Below are 23,276 nucleotides of genomic sequence, written 5' to 3' on the forward strand. Positions count from 1 at the left end.
TAATGTTTAATAGTCTTTTAGGCTATTTTTTTAGATTCCCGCCTACGCGGGAATGACAGCTCTGGGTAGTAACTACAACTGTAGTATTAGCGTAGTTAATAATGGGAAATGGTATACTGCTCGTAAATGAATAGTTGGTAGACGAAGGTCAAACTCAAGAAGAGCTAGGAGTGTCAAAGTCAAGCAGCGGAGCGTACATTAGTACGTGAGCAGCGGAGATCTTTAGACACGACGACGCCAATTCTTGAAGTTCACCAAGTATATAAGACATCGGTTTAATAGCCTAGGGTGTCATCCCTACCCCTTCGGATGTCACCCCTGCATCATAGTACCCTACATTTTTTATATAACCACTATTAAAATGGCTGCTGATAGTCATTGCGAGGAGTCGCTGAAAGCGGCGACGCGGCAATCCAGGATACGCGAAGCGTACTAGACAAAACAGCTTCGCTGTTTACCTAGATCGCCACAGCATCTAAAGATGCCTCGCGATGACGATTATAGAAAAATGTAGGGTACTATGCCCCTGCGTAGGCAGGGGTCTAAAGAAATTTAACAAACCCTCTCGGTCTATTTTTCTATATCCCAGCTTTCGCTGGGATGACATAATGGCGGTGACATCACCCCTAATAGGGATGATTACTTGAGCTTACTATTAATTTATTACATCAATATTTGAGGTTAACTTGTTACATCGAACTTGCGGGATACATATAGAAACAATCAGGTTTGAAGCGGTTCTTCACCTGATTGTTAAATATTAAAGTAAGAGAAATTTCATCCTATAATTTTATTAATTCTGCTTTTTTTGTTAAAGATTCTATGCCATTTAAGTCAGTTGCAGTCACCCATAGCTGTAATCCTAACCCTAGAAAGAAATCAATTAAGTACTGCCTTCTTTTGTTATCAAGATGTACAAAAACCTCATCTAACAGTAAAATAGGCATAGCAATGTTTTCTTTAATAGAATAATTAACTTGGGCAAGTATTATGGCAATGAGCATAGCCTTCTGTTCACCGGTGGAACAGTATTTAACTAAGGCATTTTTTTCTTTATGAATAACTACAAAATCACTTTTATGCACTCCAAAATTAGTTCTATTAGATATCTTATCACGAACACGAGACACCATTAACTCATTTTTTATAAAATCAATATCTATTTCAGAATTTCTTAATATTATATCTTCTATAACCCCATTAATCGATAAAATAGCTTTAGGAAAATCATTATCCAAATCATTGATAGCTTTTTGCATATGTTCTAAAATTTTTAGCCTATTAATAGCGATCTCAATTGATAATTCCGCCATTTTTTCTTCAACCACTCTTAGCCAATTTGTATCCACTTGGTCTTGTGCTAGTATTTTGCTACGTTCATACATGTAATATTCGTATTTACTAACTATTCCTGCATGCGATGGATTAAAGTTATAAACAATCCTGTCAAAAAATTTACGCCTATCGCTAATACCGGAAGAAAAAATACCTTCCATTTGGGGTGTAAGCCAAATCATAGCAGAGAACTTACTTAGTTCATTATTTTGTATTTTAACACCGTTAAATTCCGTAAAACGTCTATTAGATTCACGCTTTAAATTCGTTGAAATTTCAACTAAGCCAAGTTTACTGTGTAATAATGCATAAGCTAAGCAATGATCTTCTCCCCTTTGACAAATATCATCTAATTTGGCTGATCTCAAACCTTTACCAGGTGAAAATAGTGATATTGATTCTAGAATGTTAGTTTTTCCACTACCATTCCCCCCTATTAGTATAACAGGATTATTACCAGCACTAATATCTAAATTCTGAAAATTACGATAATTTAGTAATTTTAATTTTTGTAGGTAAATATTATGCATAACTTATTTGAAATAGTGAGAGAAAAACCAAATCAACCCAATTAACTACAGTTGTAGTACTAACGTCAAAACGATGTCTTACATCAAACTAAGGTTATATTATCTAAATTAACCATATACAGTATCTCTATTTTAACTATATCAACTCTTTCAATTCTTTTATATTACTAATTGGGCAAATTAGGTTATTACTTAACTTTTCAAGTTTGGAGCAAATTAATTTATTGAATCCTAATTTCGTTGCTTCTTTTATTCTCATTTCTGCTGCATTGACTTTTCTTATTTCACCAGATAAACCAATTTCTCCAAAAAAAACACTATGTTTTGGCACAGCTTTATTATTTGCTGCAGAAATTAAAGCAGCTGCAACAGCTAAGTCTGAAGCTGGTTCTGAAATTTTAAGCCCACCAGCAACAGTTAAATATACTTCCTTAGAAGTTAAGTTAAGACCAAACCGTACATTAAGTACAGCTATTATCATTGATAATCTATTTAAATCCCATCCTACAACCGAACGTCTTGGCATTGGCATATTGGAGGGAGCAATTAATGCCTGAATCTCAATTAATAACGGTCTAGACCCTTCAATTCCAGCAAATACCGTTGTTCCGCTAACATTTTTATCCCTTTTCATCAGAAATAGCTCGGAAGGGCTAGAGACTTCCATAAGACCACTAGCAGTCATCTCAAAAACACCGATTTCCCCTATTCCACCAAATCGATTTTTAATAGAACGCAAAATACGAAAATGACTATTATGATCACCTTCAAAATATAGTACGGTATCAACAAGATGTTCGAGTAACTTAGGACCAGCTAATTGCCCATCTTTTGTCACATGACAGCTCAGTAAAATAATAATATTATTTTGCTTAGCATAGCTAACCAATTCATTAGCACAGGCCCGAATCTGCGAAATAGTACCAGGTGGTGATGATAGTGTGCGAGTTACCATTGTCTGAATTGAATCGATTACTACCAAATCAATATTGTTCTTATCAGCATCAATAGTTGAGATAATATCTTCGATATTAGTGGCAGCTAAGATAGATGTTGTTTCATTATTAAGGCCTAATCTTAAGGCTCTTAGCTTTATTTGGTCAATGGATTCCTCACCAGTTACATATAAGCAATTCATTCTAATTTTATCACAAAAAGAACTTGCCACTAAGTGTAATAATAAAGTTGATTTACCAATGCCAGGATCACCACCAATTAAAATTGCCGAAGAGGAAACCAACCCGCCACCCAACACCCTATTTAATTCATTTATAGGCGTAGGAGTACGTAATGATTCCACAACAACACCATCAAGTTTTTGTATTTGTTGTTTATTGCCTAACCTAACTTGTACTTGACTAATTACCTCTTCCTCAATCGCTCCCCATAAGCCACAATCAAAACATTGTCCTGCCCATTTTGATGTACTATTACCACAATTTGTACATATATATTGCTTTTTAATTTTACTCACTTTCCTAATTTTAATTCCTAGTTAACCTAGTACTACAGTTGTAGTACTAACGTCAAAACGATGTCATCCCAGCGAAAGCTGGGATCTAAAAATGTTTAAGCACCTAATCCTCGCTACTTCTTTAGACCCCTGCCTACGCAGGGGTGACATCCACAACTGTCGAAAGTTCGAATGGGATCATATTTTCAGTTCCACCAAGTTTGGATTACCGCCATAAAAAAGTACAATATCTTTAATAAGTTCCTTCTCAATGAGCAAAGTAAACTTTAATAGCGCCATCTTAAATCCTGTTAGTTTATTACTAACTCACCTTACACATAACCCCCATGGCAATTTAAAAATTGCAGAAAAGTACAAGAGTCTATTAGCGAGACCATATAGTGGTCGTGGCAATCCATTTCTAATCACTTTTATGGATTGCTTCGTCTGTAGCTCCTAGCTAATAGACGGGGTAATGCTAACCGGATTAGCTGTATAAAAACTTATACAATAGAACTACGATCATAATTCCATAAAATAATATTGCTTTTAATAGCCTATGCTCTTTTAAAAATATTGATAAAAAAGTAAGAGCAATTAAACTTGGATATGAAATTTCAAGTAGAGGTGCTAAGAAACCAGTTATTCCTTTGAAATCAACTAATGATACAGCAAAAGATATAATAGTTACAATCAAAAGAATAACAGGAAAGCTTTTTTCTTTTACTTTAAGTGAAGAACATATATAATGTGCATATATATTATTTAAAGCTACAGCCGTTGTAAGACAAGATAAAATAACTATAACTCCTATAATCAGTGCTGCTTTTGACCCAAGCAAATGTGAAATAATAGTTGGAAAAAACAATTCAGCTGTTGTATTTTGTAATAAATGACCATATTTAGATCCTAAGTAAACAAAACCTAAATAGACAACTGATAGTAAAGCTGCCCCTATAATACTAGGTTTCAGAGCAAATTTGATAATATCTTTGTGATTTACTGATTCTCCCATAAAAGATTGGATTTGTTTAAACACTAATGACGAAAAAAAGAAAGCAGCAAATAAATCCATTGTTTCATAACCTTGTAGAAATCCAGTTAAAAAAGTCTCTTTCAGTCTTAGAGTGGGATTTTCAGTTGTAATTTCAGGAGCGTTAATTACACCAAGGATAATTAGAAAAGTTAGAGAGAGCAATAATAGAGGAGTTAACCATTTACCTAAAATTGAAATCATATAACGATCATTGAGGCAAACAACAAAACAAACTGTACAAAATAAAAAGCTAAAAATTATTAATGAAAGTCCTGGAAAAATATATTCTATCCCGCCATATGCAACAGTAATGCACCGGGGTACAACTCCAAAAGAACCTAAAAGAGATAAGGTAAATAATGGAAGAAACAAGCGAGATAAGGTTCCAGCTTCTGCAAAAAAATCATTATAATTTCCTTTGTGCAGCTTTATAACAAATAGTCCTAAAAAGGGTAAAATTATTCCTGTTAAAAATAATCCAATGAAACCTATAAACCAGTGATTACCAACTTCTACACCTATTTGTAATGGGAATACTAGATTACCTGATCCAAAAAACATTGAAAATATTGAAAAGCCATATATTAAGAGATGTCGCTGCATAAATTGTATCCTTTATTTATGTAAAGTATGTAAAAATTTATTTATGTAAAGTGTGAAAAAAATGGAAATATATAAGAGAAAAATTTATATGGTCGTGCCGACCACAATAACCGAAACGTAGAGGGTGATGATTAGGAAAAAGGTAAATAAAATAAGATAATATTCTGAATAATTAAAAGGGAAAATCCTTGAACTTAAATTTATATTAGGTGTCATATATTTTGAGTTTTGATCCATTACCAGTGAAACTATCATAATATATAATTATTATCAAGTTAAAAAAAGTTAATGTCAATAACATTCTAAAATGTCCGGGTTTTGTAACAAGGTAATTGTCCGTTTTATTGTGAATCTTTACACCCGTATCATTTTGACTTACTTACTCGTCCATATATGACATAATGACATCCTATATGGTATTATGCCACCAATAATTGCTCCAACAGACTATTCGCTTCCTCTATAATATCCTTTCCTACCAATGTTTTGGTAAATACTAACTTAGTATCCGGTTTTATTTTGGTTTGCTGAGGATATTTTATAACAAAATTTCTAATCTTATCAGCTATATCTGATTCTTTATAAAATTTTAAAACAAATCCTCGATCACCAGAATCTAAATTTTCAATATTAAGCTTACTGCATTTATGCTTTATTTTTACTATATTAAGTAGATTATTAAACTCTGATGGGATAGGACCAAAACGATCAACCATTTCGTCCTTAAAATTTTCAATATCTATATCATCAATTAAATTTCCAACTCTTCTGTACAAACTTAGTTTAAGAGCAGAATCTGCAATATAGTTATCGGAAATGAAAACAGGTAATCCCAAATTAATTATTGGAACAAAAGCTTTTGGCTGCTCAATAACTTCATCCTTAAGAATTGCTATTTGTTCATCTAACATCTCCTGATAAAGTTCTACTCCTACTTCTTTAATCTGTCCAGACTGCTCTTCTCCTACCAAATTGCCAAAACCACGTAAATCCATATCATGGCTGGCAATGGTAAAACCAGAACCAAGAGTACAGCTACTCTGCATTATTTCTAGACGTTTTATTGAATGTGCGGTCATTTTCTTATAATTAGCTAAGGTTAAATAGGCATAACCTCTGACTTTACTTCGTCCTATCCTACCCCTGAGCTGATATAACTGACTCAAACCAAGCATATCAGATTTATGAATAATCATTGTATTAGCTTCGGCAATATCTATACCTGACTCAATTATTGTGGTAGAAACGAGTATATCAAACTTACCATCACAAAATTCACTCATAATCTCATCTACTTTGGCAGCTGGCATTTGGCCATGAGCAACTTTGTATTTTAGTTCAGGTACAACCTCCTGTAAGTATTTCTCTATATCCGGGATGTCCTTAATTCTAGGCACTACATAGAAATTTCTACCACCACGGAAACGTTCTCTAAGTAAAGCATCTCTAATAATCACCGGATCAAACGGCATAACTGTTGTCCGAACTTCTAGCCTATCAATCGGTGGTGTTGCAATGATACTAAGGTCTTTCAACCCTACCATAGACATCTGCATTGTACGAGGAATTGGTGTTGCCGAAAGAGATAGAACATGCATTGTAGTTCTTAGTTTCTTTAAATGTTCCTTTTGAGCAACACCAAAATGTTGTTCTTCATCAATTATTAATAATCTGAGGTTACTAAATTCTATATTCTTACTCAGCAAGGCATGTGTACCAATTATTATATTAGCTGTACCATTTTTGATTTGTTCTTTAATAATTTTAGCCTCACTATTGGCAACTAGGCTAGATAATAGTACTATATTTAGCCCTAAATCCTTAAATCTTTTACGAAATCTTAAATAATGCTGCTTACCTAGAATAGTAGTTGGTACGACAATGGCTACTTGAGGAGGGAGGTCACAGTTTGATTTAGCTACCATAAAAGTTGCTCTTATGGCCACTTCAGTTTTTCCAAAACCAACATCACCACAAATTAATCTATCCATTAAAAGACCTGAGTCAAAATCTTTTCTAATATCATTTATAGCATTTAACTGATCTTCAGTTTCGGTATATTTAAATCTCTGACAGAATTTGTCATATTCTTCATGATCAAACTCTATTGGATTAGTTACAGTTAATTTCCTCTTAGCGGCTATTGCTAATAATTGCTCGGCAATTTCTGTAATACGATTCTTGAGCTTAGCCTTACTTCTTTGCCAGCTACTGCTACCTAACTTGGCCAGCTGTGCTTCACTACTACCATATTTCTTAATTAGCTCTATATTTTCAACAGGAATATATAATTTATCATTATTCTCATATAAAATTTTTAGGAAATCATGAGCTTTGCCTTTAACATCTAGTGTTTCAACATTAAGAAATTGACCAATACCATGATCCTTATGAACAACTAACTCCCCTTCACCTAAATTATCTAATTCCATTAGAATGTTTTTAAGCTTACGTTTAGCACCTTGCTGACGAACGTTTACCGCACTTTTTCCTAAAATATCGTGAGCTGCAATAAACAAATATTTATCACTATAAAATCCTTGACTAAGCTGGACATATGCAAGATTTATCACACCAATTTTTGCCTGTTGTAGATTGTCTATCTCGATATATTCTCGAGAGTAGCTATTTATCAAGTTCTTCAGTCTTTCCAAATTACTTTTAGACTGACAAAAAATAATTGGTATTTTAGTATTATTGTTCTCTATAATCTCAAATAGCTTATCAAAAACTGTCTTATCCTCAATAAAACTAGTTGCAATAATTTTTTCTAATGAATATGCATAAGATGAATCTTCAGGACTAATTAAAATATTCTTATCCTGTTCTAATAAAGTTTGTATTTCCTGACTGGTAAAGTAAATCTGCTCAGGAGGCAATGCAGGATAGAATGTGTTTAATTTAATTTTATTAGACTCAATGCGGGATCTGTAAAGATCTGTATAATTATTCTCCTGCTCAAGAATTGATTGTAACGACAAATTATCATAAATAATAATAGGATCATCTAAATAATTAATTAAGCTACTGAAATAATTATAGAATAAAGGAGATAAATGTTCATACCCTTGAAATTTTTTTCCTTCAATTACTGATTCATATAAAGGGCTATTCACGTAATTAACACCAAAAGCTTTTAGGTAATTATCTCTAAAATTCTTTATTGTTTCTAGATTTAATATTACCTCACTGGCAGAATTAATTATTAGCTCCGTACAGCTATTAGTAGAAATTTGACTATCAATATCAAATTCTCTTATTGACTCTATGTGATCCCAACTAAAATTAATACGATAGGCCTTATACCCTGGCAAAACTATATCTACTATCTCTCCTCTTACTGAAAATTCACCACTATCAATGCTACTACTACTCCTTGTAAAACCATTATGTACTAGGAACTCAGCGAGCTTGCCTGCTGAAAGCTTCATTTTATTATGTAATTTCAGAAAAGACTTAACTAGGAATTCCGAAGGTGGTAATTTGCTCAGTAAATTCACAGCATTAGTAACTACCAATTTTTTTTCATTATTAGTTGCTAAATAACTTAGTGCATTAGCTCTTTCTGATAGAATGTTAGACTGCGGCGAAATGCGATCATATGGTATAGTATCAAAACTAGGAAAATATAATATATTACTAGTCTTAATGCTTTGTGCAAAAAATAATAACTGTTTATGGCTATTAATTGCATCATCTTCACTGGCAAAAATAAGTAAAATATTCTTGGTTGGTTTATTTGAGAAATACTCGTTAGCAAAAAAACTTTTTGCACTGAGTGGCAGCGGTTGTTGTATCATTGTTTATTAAGCTTATAGGCGGTTAATATTAAGTATTTGTAACATCACTTTTGAATTTAAATGAACAGGAGGAGTTGTTTTATTGGTAATCCAATCATAAATATCTATATCATTTTGATTAAGTATTAAAGCAAAATCTGTTAAACTATCTATATCCATATTAGCAAGAAATTGTTCAGCAAATTTACCTAATATTAACCCGGTTTCTTTGCAACCACGATTTTTGCTTTGGTGTAGTAATTTTTTAGCTAGGAATGCTTTTTTAAAATAGTCCATATTGATAATCTTACAAAAAAATATCATAATATGATTCAGATAGTTTGACAATTACCAAATATAAAATATAAAATGTAAACTGTATATAACTAGTATATACTCAAATTTAATTAGTCTAAATCTTGTCCTTATTCAATAAATTTTAATATATTCAAAAAAATGCAGATGCCTATAAGTATCAAAAATATATCTTCCTTAAAAGCTTATAAGTTGCTAGAAATGGATGAGTGTACCATTGTTGTTGATGTTAGAACTGCTGAAGAATGGCAGAAAATAGGTATTCCAAAGCTTGATAAAGATCAAGTACTTTTTCTTAGCTGGCGTTTATTGCCTGATATGTCATTAAATCGTGAATTTAACAACCAGTTCATGTCGAAAGTCAGTAATAAAAATAATGTATTATTCCTTTGCCGTTCAGGTACACGATCTCATGAAGCGGCCTTGTGTGCTGGTGGTTTAGGTTATACAAACTGCTACAACATCATTGATGGTTTTGAAGGAGGAGCTAATGGAGCTGGTTGGAAACAAAATAATTTACCATGGCAAGTTCTGTGAATACTAACCAAAATCAATTGACTGTAGGAAAGGAAGTAGCTCATTATAGAGATATTTGGCAGCATGTTTGTTCTGATCTTAATAAACATTACGGTGAGTCTTTGTATAAAAGTTGGTTCAGTAAGATTAACTTTCTAGAAGCTTCTACTACTACTGTTATACTTTCTACACCAACAAATTTTATCCGAGATTGGATAAAATCAAGATATGCACGTGCTATATTGCAATCTTGGCAGTCCTATGACAAAGATATTAAATCAATTGAGATAGTTACTAAAGAATTACTAGAACAAAATCCAAATATACCTGAATATTTAGCAAAAATTCCATCAATAAAAGAAGGAATGGATATCAATTCCGAAGGCATTTTTTCAGCATTAGACTTACGATTTACTTTTGAAAATTTTGTAGTTGGTGGACCAAATGAGTTAGCATATGCAGCCTCTAGAGCAGTTGCTGAATCAGAAAGTGCCGTAGCTGAATCTAACCCCTTATTTTTGTATGGGGGTGTTGGCCTTGGTAAGACACACTTAATGCATGCTATTGCTTGGTATATAAGACATAATAACCCGACTCGCAAAGTAATTTACATGTCGGCAGAAAAGTTTATGTATCAATTCATCAAAGCACTTCGTAATAAAGATGTTATGTCCTTTAAAGAAGAGTTTCGTTCAGTTGACGTGCTAATGATCGATGATATTCAATTTATATCCGGTAAAGATAGTACTCAAGAAGAGTTTTTCCATACTTTCAATGCTTTGATTGATAATAATCGTCAAATGGTTATATCATGTGACCGTTCACCGTCGGATTTAGATAATATTGAAGATCGGATTAAGTCTAGGCTTGGTTGGGGATTGGTTGCAGATGTTCACAGTACTACTTATGAACTAAGATTGGGTATCTTAGAATCTAAGCTTGAACAGATGAATATTCACATACCTAAAAATGTTGTAGAATTCTTGGCATCAAAAATAACGTCAAATGTCAGAGAGTTAGAGGGGGCTCTTAATAAAGTTATCGCTCATTCAACTTTAGTTGGTAGGGAAATAACTTTAGAAAATACCCAAAATATCTTACGTGACTTACTACGTTCCAATGAAAGAATTATAACAATTGAAGATATTCAAAGAAAAGTAGCTGATCGTTATAATATTAAATTTTCTGATATGTCTTCTCCTAGACGTATTCGCTCAATAGCTAGACCAAGGCAAGTAGCTATGTATTTAAGTAAAACATTAACCCCAAAAAGCCTTACTGATATCGGTAAGAAATTTGGTAAGAAAGATCATACTACAATAATGCATGCCATCAAAAAAGTAGAAGAATTATGTGAAATTGATGCAGAATTTCGTGAGGAACTTAGTCTGTTAATGAAGATATTGCAAAACTAGATTACTATGAACTTAAAGAAAATCACGTTTCCCATTATAGAAGTATTGCCTTGAAAATATATTAGACTTACCTAAATAATTTATCTATATTAATTAGATGTATATAAGTAATCTGAGTTTGATATAAAACATTAATTTAATAGCCTAGGTGTCATCCCTGCGAAGGTAGGGGGTCTAGATTCCCGCCACAGCTCGAATGATATTAAGTGGATGGGTAAGGGGAGAGAGACTATTAAATCGATGTCTTACATCGAATTGAGGTTATATAAGCTATATTAAACTCATAAATTAAAAAAGTGGAATCATGTCAGGGGAAGTTGAAAAAAAAGAATTAAACTGTTCTTTTTGTGGTAAAAATCAATATGAAGTAATAAAATTAATTGCTGGACCAACAGTATTTATTTGTAATGAATGTATTGAACTTTGCCGTGATATTATAAAAGAAGAGACTAAAGTAACTCTTAAACAAGTTGCCTCTTCAATTCCAACACCACAAAGAATTTTTTCTACTCTTAATGATTACGTAATTGGTCAGGATCAAGCAAAAAAAGTCTTATCAGTTGCGGTATATAATCATTATAAACGATTAGAATATATCGAGTCAGGTAATAATGATGTCGAATTAAATAAATCAAATATCCTAATTATTGGATCTACTGGCTCTGGTAAAACCCTTTTGGCACAAACCTTAGCAAAAATTCTTGATGTACCTTTCACTATGGCAGACGCCACTTCTTTAACCGAAGCTGGCTATGTTGGTGAAGACGTTGAAAATATCTTGCTAAGATTATTACAAGCAGCAGACTTTAATATAGCTAAAGCCCAACGAGGCATTGTTTATATAGATGAAGTAGATAAAATAGCTAGAAAATCTGAAAACCCTTCCATAACAAGAGATGTATCGGGAGAAGGAGTCCAACAAGCATTACTTAAAATCATGGAAGGAACTATTGCTTCTGTTCCCCCCCAAGGTGGCAGAAAACACCCGCAGCAAGATTTTGTTCAAGTAGATACTTCCAATATTTTGTTCATATGCGGTGGAGCTTTCATGGGGATAGATAATATCATTAATGCCCGTACTGCTCAAAGTTCGATTGGTTTTGCAGCAAATGTCCAATCAAAACAAGAAAAAAACCACAGTGAAATACTCAAGTCATTAGAAATTGAAGATATAGTAAAGTTTGGGTTAATTCCAGAATTCATCGGTAGGCTTCCAGTAATAGCAACTTTAGATGATCTAGATAAAGCATCTTTGGTGGCAATTTTAACTCAACCAAAAAATGCTGTTATCAAGCAATATCATAAACTATTTGAGCTAGACGATGTTGAACTATCAATTGATCATGATGCTTTAGAAGGAATAGCCGAGAAAGCACTGGCACGAAAAACCGGAGCTAGGGGGCTTAGATCGATAATTGAGACACTGCTACTTGACAGCATGTATAATGTTACCAATCTGAAAAAAATGCATGTACATATTTCAAAAGATGTCATAGATGGCAAAGCTACTCCCATAGTTACACCAAAAAACTACGGAAAAGCTACTAAAAAACGTATAGCTGGTTAGAATAAAGAATTTATTAATTCATTTCCTAATTAACAGTTGATATTCTTTTTACAAATAGTTACAATTCTCTTTATATTTCAAAATTAATAGAGGATTATATATGATAAATAATGATAATGATGCAAGAACTATTCAAAGCATAATAAACCGGAATTGTTTGCATCCCGACTATGCAGCAGCTTTAAAAACCGCCCTTATGAATTTCAGAAACAACGGTGGTAATAATTTGAATACTAACGATAGGGCAGAGGGTAATGATTTAAATGTTAACAACCAAAATGTTGGCAACTTTACTACTACAGAGGTAGCTAGTCTTAATACACCTGAAGCCACACTACCACTAGCAGGAGAAGCCGAACATCCTACAGAATAACTACAATACTACCGCTTCAAGAGCTGTTTTTACAGCTCTTGAAGTTAGTTACAATATACTTAAAAAAGTTTTACTGATTTGTCATGAAGCAACATAATTCCCGTAGTAAAAAATGGGGCGAATATATTCTTTACTTCCAATAACAAGGTTTCATTACTAATTTCTTGTTGTAAATCTTCTCTGATTAAATCAAAGATTTCCTGTAAACTTTTACTACCATCTATCATTTGTTTAAAAACACATTTGGTATAATTAGAAATTGGTATAGTAATATTGATATCCTTTAATAATGAATTATTTAATGTAAAGTTAACAATATTGCCAGCTACTAAAGCATTAGTTTCTATATGATCATAAATTTGTTTAGAAATAGCCCCAGTAATACCATAAAAATATGGTATATTATCCAAATTATCAAGACTAGCAATAGTATCTTTTTGATTAGAAACAAAAAAACTGTGTTTAATAATATTTCCAACAATTAATTCACAAATTGCTTGCTGTGTTATGATATCCATCCTCTTAATTTTCTGCAGAAGAGAAAAATCACTAATATAATTTTCGATCCTTAGAGCTAATTTTTCGCTAACATCAGAAAATTCTACAAAATTTAAAGCTGCATTATGAATAAATTCGTATAATTCGGGAATAGAATAAGCCCTATCCTGTTTATGCAAAAACATGTCATATAAACCTACATCACCGAAAACAACATGGTCACTTAGCAGTTCTTGTCCACGTATATACCAACTAGTTGCAGGGAAACCAGCCATAACAGACTTGGTATTCATTATTTCTTCTATCCTATTGCTAACACCCTGGTTTACCATTTTCATGATATCTTGTACCTGATATAATCCAGTACGACCATATTTAGCATAAACCATTATGTTAATTGCTCCCTGATCAGAGAGAGAATCCTTTAAGATCTTTAAACCATTGGGAGGGTTTTTTAAATGGTGCAATACTCCTATACAATTAATATAATCAAACTTACCTAAATTAAGCTTTGGAATATTTAAAATAGAATCATATACCCATTTAATATTGGTAAGACCACGTTTTTCAGCACGTTTTTGGGCAATTTCCATGCTAGGCTTGCTAAAATCTAAATACACCACTTCAGCATTTTTATCTTTTAGTTGCTCTGCCATATATATAGCAGAATCACCAGTACCACCACCGGCAATTAGCACCCGAAAACCTGAATTAAAATCCTCTTTACCTTTATATAAATAATGATTTAACTCACCCAAAAATTCACCGCTAATTACCAGCAATCTTTTTGTTTCATCTTCAGGATCTCTATAAGGATAGGGGTAATCTTGATAATGCTCTTGAACTACAGCTAAATCACCAGTTTTCTCAATGGGAACATGGCTATTTGTTTTAACTTGTTTAGATTTTGACATGGGGAATTTACATTATACTTGGAGCTGATAAAAAACTTGTAATTATAACAAAATAGCTAACAAATATTATATTATCAAGTCCTTTATTTGTAATTGAATAGTAATAGATTCTTTCCAGCTATTCATTTTTAATGAACCAATTACAGAAATATTATGTGACTTAATATTAAGTAAAATATTTTCTATAGGACTAGATACACTATTAAACGCAATAGCATGAAGTGCTTTAGAACCAAAAGCTTCCTTAGAAGGAGCAAGCAAACATCTTATATGTTTACCACCGACTATGTCAGCTTTTAACACAAAAAGATTAGAGAATTTAAATATTGGCTCATGATTTCCTTGACCAAATGGTTCGAGTTTACTCAGCTCATCCATTAGCGGCAAATTTACACTACTTGTAGTAAGTTCCGCATCATATTCTTCATAGGCAATGTCATTTTGATTACTAATATCAATCTTAAAGGCGTGATTTAAGAATTCTTGTAACTCTTGTAATTTCTCTTCCAATACTGTAAATCCAGCTGCCATGGCATGTCCTCCGCCAGCTATGATTAAATCTTTAGTCTTGGCATTGATAATTTTACTACCAAAATCAATATTTTTGATAGAACGGCAAGAAGCCTTACCGATTGCATCATTTAAAGCTATAACTGCAACTGGTTTATTAAATTTTTCCTTTAATCTGCCAGCGACAATGCCGATAACACCCGGATGCCACCCTTTACCAACTATAAATAATGAACTATCATTTTCTTGGGTTAAAGCTATTTGAGTAGCTTCCTCTATCATTATCAGCTCTATTACTTTTCGCTCATTATTATGTTTCTCCAACTCCTGTGCAAGTAGATTTGCTTCTATTGCACACTCGGTAGATAAAAGACTAGCACCCAAGGATGATTTACCAACTCTTCCACCGGCATTGATCCTAGGTCCCAACACAAATCCCAAATGATAACAGTTTGGTTTTTCATTTAAACCAGCAACATCACATAAAGTCTTCATACCTAAATTTTTTCTTTGACCAAGGATTTTTAATCCTTGAGCAACAAAAGCACGATTTAAGTGAATAAGCTTCATTACATCGCATACTGTTCCAAGTGCGACTAAGTCTAAATATTGCATTAAATTTGGTAGAGTCCGTAGCAAACTGGCGTCATTGCGAGGAGATGCTTCAGCAGCGACGAAGCAATCCAAATACTTTCTTTTATCACCATTTTTCTTGATTGCTTCGTCGTAGCGAAGCTGCTCCTCGCAATGACGATCGGCAAAGAAATTTTGTTTTTTTAACTCGGATAATAAGGCGGTAGCAAATAAAAATGATACTCCTACAGCTGCTAGGTACTTATATCTACTTGTCTCATCGATACGATTTGGGTTAACAACAGCAACAGCGTCAGGCAATATATCACTACTAATGTGATGATCGATAACTATTACATCAAGCTTTACTTGCGATGCATATTTTAGAGCCTCATGTGCCATTGCTCCACAATCAACAGTAATGAGTAGCTCAGTAGCATTATCCTTAATTTTCTGCATAGCAGCTGGGGTTGGTCCATATCCTTCAGCAATTCGGTCTGGAACATAAATATCAGCTTCTTGCCCCAAATCTCTAAATACATTCTTAAGTAGTGATGCAGATGTAGCCCCGTCAACGTCATAATCAGCAAATATACAGATTTTCTGTTTATTTATAATAGCTTCTATAGTCCTATCTACTGCTTTTTGCATATCAAGTAAATGAAAAGGATCTGGCAGTAAATTCTTGAGCTTAGGTGATAAAAAATCTATAGCTTGTGACAAGTTCTCTAAGCGGGGAAATAGAACCCGTGCTAGAAAATCACTGATTCCTAAAGAACGACAAAGTTCTGAAACATCATCTTCGTTTACTGATCGCTGTTGCCAAATTTTTCCATTTACTGAACGTTTGGGTTCTAGCAACTCTGGTAGTATCATGTAAGGTAACCCTATTTAAAAATTAAAGCCCTTTAATTAACCTCAACTATCGATGTTAATATTAGGCTCAAGTAATCATCGCCATTAGGGGTGATGTTACCGCCATTATGTCATCTGCTTCCCTTTATGTCATCCCTGCGAAGGCAGGGATCTAGAATATCTAAAGCATCCTTCCTGTCTATTTCTTTAGATTCCGCACCGAAGCAGGAATGACATCGTTTCATCGTATATGTCATCCCAGCGAAAGCTGGGATCTAAAAATGTTTAAGCACCTAATGCTCGCTACTTCTTTAGACCCCTGCCTACGCAGGGGTGACACCCTATGCTATTAAACAGATGTCTTACATCAATATTTGAGGTTATATTACTCAAAAAATTAGTTCCTTTAATTTATAAACCAACTCTAAGGCTTGTTTAGGGGAGAGCTGATCAGGATCGATTTTATTAATTTCTTCTTCTAACTTATTGAATTTTATCTCTTTTTTGCTCTCTACTGGTAAGTTAAATAAACTTAAATTGTTTGATTCGGTATTTAATATATTCTTATTTTTGTACGTTGCGGTTTTTTCTAGTTTTGTTAAAATGTCGTTCGCCCTAATTATAACAGATTTTGGTAGCCCCGCTAAGTAGGCTACATGAATTCCATAAGATTTATCAGCCGCCCCTTCAATAATATTATGCAAAAATAATATTTCTTTTCCTAATTCCTCAATAGCAACTGTATAATTTTTCAGACTTGGTAAAAAGTTACTCATACTGGTTAATTCATGATAATGCGTAGCAAATAAACACCTACATTTGAGATTATCATGAATATATTCAAGCACTGCGAAAGCAATTGATACACCATCATAGGTGGAAGTTCCACGACCAACCTCATCTAATATGACTAAAGAATTTTTAGTAGATTGTGCTAAAATAGCTGATGTTTCAAGCATTTCCACCATAAAAGTCGATTGGCCTGCTTGTAAATCGTCCCCTGCCCCTATCCTACTAAATATCTTGTCTACAATACCTATTTTGGCACTTTTAGCCGGCACAAAACTACCAATTTGAGCTAATATAGCTATTAGGGCATTTTGTCGTAAAAAAGTACTTTTACCTGACATATTAGGTCCAGTAATTAACCAAATTCTATTAGCTTCCGATAAAGTACAGTTATTGTGAATAAAGCTTTTTTTATCATTTGATAAACTTTGCTCAACGACTGGGTGACGCCCTTCAATAATCTCAAAACTCAAATCATTGCTTAAGCTAGGCTTGACATAATTATATTCATCAGCAATATAAGCAAAATTACAAAATACATCAAGCTGACTCAAGGAACAGCTAAGTAATCGTAAGAATATAGCTTTATCAATAACTTGCTGGCATATTTTATTATATAATTCTAGTTCAAGACTAACCGCTAAACTCCTGCTATTAACCATATCGCTTTCTAACTTTTGTAATTCAATAGTAGTATAGCGACTAGCATTAGAAGTTGTTTGTCGGTGAATAAATTTTGATTCGTACATCTTATCACTGTGTCTTAGGGTAACTTCAATAAATAACCCAAGGACATTATTATGCGATATTTTTAGGGTGTCGATGCCAGTATCAAGGCGATATACATTTTTTAATTTTTCTACATGTGCTTTGCCATTGTTAATTAAGTCATATAATTCTTGTATTTTAGGATGATAATGATGATTTATTATCCCGCCTTCATTGATAGTATTAGGTGCATCCTCTCTAATTGCTTGATCTATTAAGAAATATAACTGTTCATCTCCGGATAGTGGTTTAATTAAGTTCTCTATATAATCTAGTAAATTTAGCCCATAATGGGAAATAAACTCTCCTTTTATTTCCAGTGCAGCATTTAACGTATATTTAATATTTAGCAGATCTCGCCCGCAGCCACGATTCATGGTAATTCTAGCCAAGCAACGTTCTAAATCTCCTGTTTTTTTTAGTAGCTTTTTAATATTTCCTACTAGTTCAATATTTGAATAAAAAAATTCTGTGATATTTTGTCGATAATTTATTTCATCAATATCTATTAGTGGTGTAGATAAAAAGTGATATAGTAAACGACTACCAGCCTTAGTAACTGTGTGATCAATAGTGGCCAGCATACTACCCTTGGTTTTTCCTAATAAATTATTAGTAATTTCCAAATTTCGCCGAGTCGCTGAATCAATAATCATAAAATTATGGTAATTGACCAACAAGGGCAAAGGTAGCGAAGGTATATTTTGCTTTTGCGTTAAAGATAAATACTCTAAGATACTACCAATACTACTTATTTGACATTCAGATATTTCCCCTATGCCTTTTAGATCATTGATTTTGTAAAAATCTAAAATAATTTTATGACATTTTTTAGGAGCAAAAAAACTATCAACTTGATACGAGACACGGAAATGTAATTGGTGCTGAATACTACTAGCTAATTGCTCTCCCTGTAAATTTTCGCTAAGTAAAATCTCTTTAGGCTTAAGACGTGATAGTTCATTTAGAATCTCATCCTGCGGAATTTCTATAACTGAAATTTCTGAAGTAGAAAGATCAACATAACAAATTGACGCCCTGTTTTTTAGCAAAACTAAGCTTGCCAAATAATTAGGTTCGCATGACGAAATTAAAGATTCCTCGGTAATAGTACCTGGGGTGATAATACGCGTTACATCCCTATTTACTACAGCTTTATAGCCACCGCGTTTCTTTGCCTCTTCCGGCGTCTCTAATTGATCACAAATAGCAACTTTGTAATTTTCTTCAATTAATTTATTTAAATAGCTCTCAAGAGCATGATGAGGGACACCACACATAGCAATCTCAGAGTCTCCATTAGACCCTCTTTTGGTAAGAGCAATACCTAAAACTTGGCTGGCAAGAATTGCATCCTCAAAAAACATTTCATAAAAATCACCCATCCTAAACAATAGAAGACAATCAAGATTAGCAAATTTGATGTCTAAATATTGTTGCATCATCTTTGTTGATTGATCATAATTATATTTATGGCGAAATTCTTCTAAAGTCATGGATATATTAGTTGTTTGAATTAGATTTGAGTATATACTCAGGTAGAACTCCAAGAATTAAGGTCATCGTACCCTAAAGATATCAACGCACAGTTAGCTCGACTTTGCTGCTAGCTCTTCTTGAAGTTATACTATCGTCTACCCACTCTTGAAATTATAGCAGTATATGTTTAGATTCAAAAGAGCTTTTGATTTTAATTTAACCTCAACTATCGATGTAAGAATAATTATTATTCTCTGCACGCTCGATGTCATCCCTGCGAAGGCAGGTATCTAAAAATGTTTAAGCACTTAATCCTTGCTACTTCTTTAGACCCCTGCCTACGCAGGGGTGACATCCCACACAATAGAGATGATACTGGGTCATTAACTTGTTACATCGAACTGAGGTTTGATTTACTAATTTGAGTAAGTAAAAAGTCAAAAAATATGCCAAATCCAATAACTTACACAATAGAAAACTTAAGCGATGCACGAGAGTTCTTATCCAAATTCCATGAGCCGGTTATTTTAACTAACAAAAGTGGTAGCACGAGATATTACGGTATGCTAGTGTGGGATTATATTTTTAAAAAACTAATTGAAGAATTTCCCCAAATTGTAAAAATTATTGTTAATGTAGGAAACGATCACGCAGCTTTATTTACCGCTATCAAACTTAATTACCAAAATATAGTTTATACTGGTAAATCAGCAAAGGCTAGGAAGTAACCTCAGTTCGATGTAAGAATAATTATTATTCTCTGCACGCTCGATGTCATCCCTGCGAAGGCAGGTATCTAAAAATGTTTAAGCACTTAATCCTTGCTACTTCTTTAGACCCCTGCCTACGCAGGGGTGACATCCACAACTGTCGAAAGTTAGAAGAGGAAGCGGTTTTAGAAGTCATAATGGCAGTTTAGAAGTTGTGGGCTTATAAACGCTGTCATTGCGAGAAGGCGTAAGCCGACGAAGCAATCCACTTATGGTTACTCTTTTGGATTGCTTCGTCGACCTACGGTCTTTCTCGCAATGACGTTACCCTATTTAAAACCCCTTCCTCTTCTAACTTTCGACAGTTGTGGGTGACATCCCCCACAATAAAGATGATACTAGGTCTAGTATTAACTTGTTACATCGAACTGAGGTTATGTTACATAGTTTTAGATCCCTGCCTTCGCGGGATGACATAATGCCACTAACATCCTCCCTAATGGCGATGATTACTTGAGCCTACTATGTTTATTACATCAAACTGAGGCTAAAGTATATAATTATTCCTTCCCTTTTCCAAAAGTCTAGCGATGTCCACGATAATAGACAGTTTTATATGACTGCTCACTATTGGGAAATTTCCGCTCCCTAATTGAGAAGCTACCGAAGCCCCTAATTTCAATACGATTTTGCTCAGCGAGGCTAGACTGTAAATAATCAAATACCAAATCTATAGAATCTTTTATATCTTCCTTAGAAAGATAATTAAGTTCCTTAGATATTTTATCCACTAAATCAGACTTTCTTGCCATAAATTAAAAAACTGCCTTTATCCCTTGAAATTTATTTTTAAAAAAACTTGGTAAAACACTATCAAAATCCTCCATAATAATTTCAAGAAATTTTGATTTCGGTTTTATTTTAAATTCTTTTACCTTCAAATCTTTATCAATTTTTTTGACTTCCTGTAACCATTTAATCGCATCATCCTCAGAACCCACAGCATCAACAAGTTTTAGTTTCAAAGCTTGGCGACCAGAATATATCCGACCATCAGCTATTTTCTTAACTTCTTCAATCGCTAATCCCCTTCTTAAAGCAACGAGTTCAATAAAATAATCATAAGTATCCTGTACATTAGACATTATAGCCTGACGAACAGCTTCTGTAACTTTCTCAGTAGGATTAGGAGCGGCTTTTAATTCCCCTGATTTAAAATTATTGAAGGTAATACCTAGTGTCTTTGCTAAATCTGTGACTTCTAGAGTTTGGAAAATCACACCAATTGAGCCAGTAATCGTTCCATTATGACTAATTATGTAATCCCCCCCTAACGATATCAAATATCCTCCACTCGCTGCCAATGTACCCATAACAATCACTACCGGTTTTTTTGCTGATATTTTTCTGAGTATATTGTAAATTTTCTCTGATCCAACCACAGTTCCACCAGGAGAATTGACATTGACAATTAGAGCATTAATCTTATCATCATCAATGATTTTCTCCAATCTTTTATCACGTTTTGTATCCTCAAAAATTATCTCTTCTATTGAAACTGTAGCTATATAGTTACTATTAGTAGTTGCATATTCAGAACTTGTCAAATTAAATTTCTTAATCATCACAACAATTAAAACTATAAACATTAAAATTGTTGCTAACTTCCACAACCTTAATTTTAATTTATTTTGCTTTCTTTCAATTATGTAGTCAGGAGTTATTGTCATTAACTTTACCTATTTGTTTATATGGAAGTATAATGGGTGCTTTAGCCTCTAAGAAGCCAAGGTACTGTGCTAGTTTTTGGTAAGTCTCCCAAAGAACTGGGTAATAAATTTTGATATTCTCAAAAACTTTTCTTACATCTTGCCATTTGTAAACATACGATGTATTATTTTCACCCTACTTCGCACGCATAATCCGCCCCTGATCCCTCTTCCAATCTTGTTCTTTAATAGACTGTCTTTTATCATGTAATTTTTTACCTTTTGCTATGCCTAACTCAACTTTTACTTTATTTTTTTTATTGAAATATAAAGAAAGAGCCACAAGAGTGTAGCCTTTTAGGCGAATTTTACCAATTATTTTCTTTATTTCACTAGAATTAAGAAGCAACTTACGTGTCCTTCTAGTCGAATGATTAAATCTGTTAGCTTTGTCATATTCCGCAATATGGCAATTATATAAAAACACTTCATTTGCCGAATTTTCTGCATGACTATCTTCTATACTAGCTTTTCCTTGACGCAGCGATTTAACTTCACTCCCGGTTAATATTATGCCAGCTTCAATTTTTTCTTCAATAAAGTAATTGAAATATGCTTTTTTATTTTGTGCTATTATTTTCTTATATTCCGACATAGTCCATAGCTTTATTTACTTTTTCCTCGGTAACTTTCAACGCTGAAGTTAAAGGAAGCCTTAACTCATTAGAACATAGCCCTAATCTGCACGCTGCATATTTCACTGATATTGGATTTGTTTCTGCAAATAATGCTTTATATAAGGGTAGTAATTGCTGCTCTATTCGCAGAGCTTCTTTATAATTACCAGCATGACAATTATCCTGTAATTTTTTGCACAAACTAGGTGCTATATTAGAGGCAACAGAAACGCATCCTACTCCCGAGTGAGCATTATAAGATAAAGCTATTCCATCATTACCACACAATAAGTTAAAATCTTTGCTTACAGCAGTCTTAATTCTCAAAGGACGTTCTAAATCATTACCTGCATCTTTAAAAGCTACAATACGTGGTAGTTTACTGAGCCTAACTATCGTGTCATCTGAAAAGTCAACCACAGTTCTACTAGCTACTGAATACAGCATTATGGGCAAATTACTTGCCCTATCTATAGAAGCGTTATGTATAGCTTCAAAATGTAAATAAATTCCTTCTTGCATGGGTTTTACGTAAGAAGGAATACTACACATAAACCCATCAACAGGAATTTTTGTACATATTTTTATCATATCTATGGCTATACTGGTAGTAATAGCACAGCAACCTGCTATTATTTGGGTACGATTTTTAGTAATTTCTACAGCCATTTCTAACAAAGATTGATATTCCTGTAAACTTAAGCTAGGCCCCTCACCAGTAGAACCAGCAATCACTACTCCATCAACTTTATTATCAATTTGATAGTTAAGTATTTTCTCCAAAGAAACAAAATCTAATTTATTATCCTTAAAAGGGGTTATAATGGCTGTAATAAGCCCTTTAAATATATTATTGTTCATCTTGCATCAGT

The 23,276-nt window shown here is 33.3% G+C and carries 16 protein-coding genes and 1 pseudogene; 5 read left to right on the forward strand and 12 right to left on the reverse strand.

The window, feature by feature from the left end; all coding sequences use genetic code 11:
- Positions 1 to 782 precede the first annotated feature (782 nt).
- From recF to AB3211_RS07200, 5 genes are all read right to left on the reverse strand, one after another.
- On the reverse strand, positions 783 to 1,865 hold the full coding sequence (recF, locus tag AB3211_RS07180) for a DNA replication/repair protein RecF (protein ID WP_367364133.1): 1,083 nt from the start codon (positions 1,863 to 1,865) through the stop codon (positions 783 to 785).
- A 136-nt stretch (positions 1,866 to 2,001) separates the two neighbouring features.
- The gene (gene radA, locus AB3211_RS07185; protein WP_367364134.1) at positions 2,002 to 3,339 is read right to left on the reverse strand and encodes a DNA repair protein RadA; all 1,338 of its coding nucleotides are present in this window, start codon (positions 3,337 to 3,339) and stop codon (positions 2,002 to 2,004) included.
- A 466-nt stretch (positions 3,340 to 3,805) separates the two neighbouring features.
- On the reverse strand, positions 3,806 to 4,957 hold the full coding sequence (locus tag AB3211_RS07190) for a branched-chain amino acid transport system II carrier protein (protein ID WP_367364135.1): 1,152 nt from the start codon (positions 4,955 to 4,957) through the stop codon (positions 3,806 to 3,808).
- A gap of 419 nt (positions 4,958 to 5,376) precedes the next feature.
- On the reverse strand, positions 5,377 to 8,757 hold the full coding sequence (gene mfd, locus AB3211_RS07195) for a transcription-repair coupling factor (protein ID WP_367364136.1): 3,381 nt from the start codon (positions 8,755 to 8,757) through the stop codon (positions 5,377 to 5,379).
- A 12-nt stretch (positions 8,758 to 8,769) separates the two neighbouring features.
- A complete protein-coding gene (locus tag AB3211_RS07200) occupies positions 8,770 to 9,033 on the reverse strand; it encodes a succinate dehydrogenase assembly factor 2 (RefSeq protein ID WP_367364137.1) in 264 nt (87 codons plus the stop codon).
- Positions 9,034 to 9,204: 171 nt separating this feature from the next.
- Here AB3211_RS07200 and AB3211_RS07205 point away from each other — a divergent pair, with 171 nt between their 5' ends.
- From AB3211_RS07205 to AB3211_RS07220, 4 genes are all read left to right on the forward strand, one after another.
- Positions 9,205 to 9,588: a rhodanese-like domain-containing protein gene (locus AB3211_RS07205; RefSeq protein ID WP_367364843.1), complete on the forward strand. Its 384-nt coding sequence runs from the start codon at positions 9,205 to 9,207 to the stop codon at positions 9,586 to 9,588.
- A complete protein-coding gene (gene dnaA / locus AB3211_RS07210; RefSeq protein ID WP_410520706.1) occupies positions 9,573 to 10,982 on the forward strand; it encodes a chromosomal replication initiator protein DnaA in 1,410 nt (469 codons plus the stop codon). The genes AB3211_RS07205 and dnaA overlap by 16 nt, the downstream gene beginning before the upstream one ends.
- A gap of 304 nt (positions 10,983 to 11,286) precedes the next feature.
- Entirely contained in the window at positions 11,287 to 12,549 is a 1,263-nt protein-coding gene (gene clpX / locus AB3211_RS07215) for an ATP-dependent Clp protease ATP-binding subunit ClpX (RefSeq protein ID WP_367364138.1), read from the forward strand.
- 100 nt (positions 12,550 to 12,649) lie between these two features.
- Positions 12,650 to 12,922 (forward strand): hypothetical protein, encoded by a 273-nt coding sequence (locus tag AB3211_RS07220; protein ID WP_367364139.1) that lies wholly within the window; start codon positions 12,650 to 12,652, stop codon positions 12,920 to 12,922.
- Positions 12,923 to 12,981: 59 nt separating this feature from the next.
- Here the strand turns inward: AB3211_RS07220 and AB3211_RS07225 are convergent, their stop codons facing one another.
- From AB3211_RS07225 to mutS, 3 genes and pseudogenes are all read right to left on the reverse strand, one after another.
- On the reverse strand, positions 12,982 to 14,334 hold the full coding sequence (locus tag AB3211_RS07225; RefSeq protein ID WP_367364140.1) for a class I SAM-dependent methyltransferase: 1,353 nt from the start codon (positions 14,332 to 14,334) through the stop codon (positions 12,982 to 12,984).
- Positions 14,335 to 14,400: 66 nt separating this feature from the next.
- Positions 14,401 to 16,275 (reverse strand): annotated as a pseudogene (recJ, locus tag AB3211_RS07230) (single-stranded-DNA-specific exonuclease RecJ); the annotation flags it as partial.
- Between the two features lie 386 nt (positions 16,276 to 16,661).
- Entirely contained in the window at positions 16,662 to 19,325 is a 2,664-nt protein-coding gene (gene mutS, locus AB3211_RS07235; protein ID WP_367364142.1) for a DNA mismatch repair protein MutS, read from the reverse strand.
- A 429-nt stretch (positions 19,326 to 19,754) separates the two neighbouring features.
- Between mutS and AB3211_RS07240 the strand changes: the two genes are divergently transcribed.
- A complete protein-coding gene (locus AB3211_RS07240; protein WP_367364143.1) occupies positions 19,755 to 20,036 on the forward strand; it encodes a hypothetical protein in 282 nt (93 codons plus the stop codon).
- 566 nt (positions 20,037 to 20,602) lie between these two features.
- Here AB3211_RS07240 and AB3211_RS07245 read toward each other — a convergent pair.
- From AB3211_RS07245 to dapA, 4 genes are all read right to left on the reverse strand, one after another.
- Entirely contained in the window at positions 20,603 to 20,830 is a 228-nt protein-coding gene (locus AB3211_RS07245; protein WP_341753631.1) for an HU family DNA-binding protein, read from the reverse strand.
- A gap of 3 nt (positions 20,831 to 20,833) precedes the next feature.
- The gene (sppA, locus tag AB3211_RS07250) at positions 20,834 to 21,748 is read right to left on the reverse strand and encodes a signal peptide peptidase SppA (RefSeq protein WP_367364144.1); all 915 of its coding nucleotides are present in this window, start codon (positions 21,746 to 21,748) and stop codon (positions 20,834 to 20,836) included.
- 175 nt (positions 21,749 to 21,923) lie between these two features.
- On the reverse strand, positions 21,924 to 22,382 hold the full coding sequence (smpB, locus tag AB3211_RS07255) for an SsrA-binding protein SmpB (protein ID WP_341758213.1): 459 nt from the start codon (positions 22,380 to 22,382) through the stop codon (positions 21,924 to 21,926).
- Positions 22,369 to 23,265: a 4-hydroxy-tetrahydrodipicolinate synthase gene (gene dapA, locus AB3211_RS07260; protein WP_367364145.1), complete on the reverse strand. Its 897-nt coding sequence runs from the start codon at positions 23,263 to 23,265 to the stop codon at positions 22,369 to 22,371. Before dapA ends, smpB begins: the two co-directional genes overlap by 14 nt.
- Between the last annotated feature and the right edge of the window lie 11 nt (positions 23,266 to 23,276).

The organism is Candidatus Tisiphia endosymbiont of Nedyus quadrimaculatus, assembly GCF_964059235.1.
Classification (GTDB): domain Bacteria; phylum Pseudomonadota; class Alphaproteobacteria; order Rickettsiales; family Rickettsiaceae; genus Tisiphia.

Excerpts from the sequence above, each read along its gene's own strand:
- recF (WP_367364133.1), bottom strand. The coding sequence starts at position 1,865 with ATGCATAATATTTACCTACAAAAATTAAAATTACTAAATTATCGTAAT.
- AB3211_RS07190 (WP_367364135.1), bottom strand. The coding sequence starts at position 4,957 with ATGCAGCGACATCTCTTAATATATGGCTTTTCAATATTTTCAATGTTT.
- mfd (WP_367364136.1), bottom strand. The coding sequence starts at position 8,757 with ATGATACAACAACCGCTGCCACTCAGTGCAAAAAGTTTTTTTGCTAAC.
- AB3211_RS07200 (WP_367364137.1), bottom strand. The coding sequence starts at position 9,033 with ATGGACTATTTTAAAAAAGCATTCCTAGCTAAAAAATTACTACACCAA.
- dnaA (WP_410520706.1), top strand. The coding sequence starts at position 9,573 with ATGGCAAGTTCTGTGAATACTAACCAAAATCAATTGACTGTAGGAAAG.
- clpX (WP_367364138.1), top strand. The coding sequence starts at position 11,287 with ATGTCAGGGGAAGTTGAAAAAAAAGAATTAAACTGTTCTTTTTGTGGT.
- AB3211_RS07220 (WP_367364139.1), top strand. The coding sequence starts at position 12,650 with ATGATAAATAATGATAATGATGCAAGAACTATTCAAAGCATAATAAAC.
- AB3211_RS07225 (WP_367364140.1), bottom strand. The coding sequence starts at position 14,334 with ATGTCAAAATCTAAACAAGTTAAAACAAATAGCCATGTTCCCATTGAG.
- mutS (WP_367364142.1), bottom strand. The coding sequence starts at position 19,325 with ATGACTTTAGAAGAATTTCGCCATAAATATAATTATGATCAATCAACA.
- AB3211_RS07240 (WP_367364143.1), top strand. The coding sequence starts at position 19,755 with ATGCCAAATCCAATAACTTACACAATAGAAAACTTAAGCGATGCACGA.
- AB3211_RS07245 (WP_341753631.1), bottom strand. The coding sequence starts at position 20,830 with ATGGCAAGAAAGTCTGATTTAGTGGATAAAATATCTAAGGAACTTAAT.
- sppA (WP_367364144.1), bottom strand. The coding sequence starts at position 21,748 with ATGACAATAACTCCTGACTACATAATTGAAAGAAAGCAAAATAAATTA.
- smpB (WP_341758213.1), bottom strand. The coding sequence starts at position 22,382 with ATGTCGGAATATAAGAAAATAATAGCACAAAATAAAAAAGCATATTTC.
- dapA (WP_367364145.1), bottom strand. The coding sequence starts at position 23,265 with ATGAACAATAATATATTTAAAGGGCTTATTACAGCCATTATAACCCCT.